1 protein-coding gene is annotated in these 1116 nt (G+C 61.6%); it reads left to right on the plus strand.

What is annotated here, in order from left to right; genetic code table 11:
• Nucleotides 1–145: 145 nt before the first annotated feature.
• Nucleotides 146–1036 (plus strand): 2-hydroxy-3-oxopropionate reductase, encoded by an 891-nt coding sequence (locus QMX97_RS31995; RefSeq protein WP_106804702.1) that lies wholly within the window; start codon nt 146–148, stop codon nt 1034–1036.
• Nucleotides 1037–1116: the final 80 nt, after the last annotated feature.

Consider the following 1116-nt stretch of genomic DNA (forward strand, 5'->3'; position numbering starts at 1 on the left):
GGCTTGCTCGCGAAAGCGGTGTATCAGTCGACATCAATGCTGAATGTCAGACTGCATTCGCGAGCAAGCCCGCTCCCACATTGGACCTCCTGTGTTTAGAAGGCCGTGCCAGGCCCATACATCGAATAACAAGAGGATTTTGATCATGGCTAAAATCGGATTCATCGGCACCGGCATCATGGGCCAACCCATGGCCGCCAACCTGCAGAAAGCAGGTCACCAACTGTTTCTCTCCGAGCATCATGGCAAGGCGCCGGCCGAGCTGATCGGTGCGGGCGCCATCGCGTTGGCCAACCCGCAGCAAGTCGCCCAGGAAGCCGAGTTCATCATCGTCATGGTGCCCGACACCCCGCAGGTCGATGACGTGCTGTTCCGCGCCGACGGTGTAGCCGCCGGCCTGTCACCCAACAAGGTGGTGATCGACATGAGTTCGATCTCCCCCACCGCCACCAAGGCGTTCGCCGCCAAGATCAACCAGACCGGCGCGCAGTACCTGGATGCGCCAGTGTCCGGCGGTGAAGTCGGCGCCAAGGCCGGCACGCTGAGCATCATGGTCGGTGGCGAGCCGCAGACCTTCGAACGCGCCCTGCCCCTGTTCCAGAGCATGGGCAAGAACATCACCCTGGTGGGTGGCAATGGCGATGGCCAGACGGCCAAGGTGGCTAACCAGATCATCGTCGCGCTGAATATCCAGGCGGTGGCCGAAGCGCTGCTGTTCGCCTCGAAGAACGGCGCCGACCCGGCCAAGGTACGTGAAGCGCTGATGGGTGGCTTTGCCTCCTCGAAGATCCTCGAAGTGCATGGCGAGCGCATGATCAAGGGCACCTTCGATCCGGGCTTCCGCATCAACCTGCACCAGAAGGACCTGAACCTGGCCCTGGCCGGTGCCAAGGAGCTGGGGATCAACCTGCCGAACACCGCCGGCACCCAACAGGTGTTCAGCACCTGCACGGCGATCGGCGGCGGCAACTGGGACCATTCGGCGCTGATCAAGGGGCTGGAGCATATGGCGAATTTTTCGATTCGCGATAAGTAACCCACCCCGCTTCCACCTTTGAGTGCGGTCGAATGTGGGAGCGGGCTTGCTCGCGAAAGCGGTGTATCAGTCAGCAGGGA

Origin of the sequence: Pseudomonas sp. PS01298 (assembly GCF_029959745.1) — a bacterium.
Lineage (GTDB): Bacteria > Pseudomonadota > Gammaproteobacteria > Pseudomonadales > Pseudomonadaceae > Aquipseudomonas > Aquipseudomonas aylmerensis.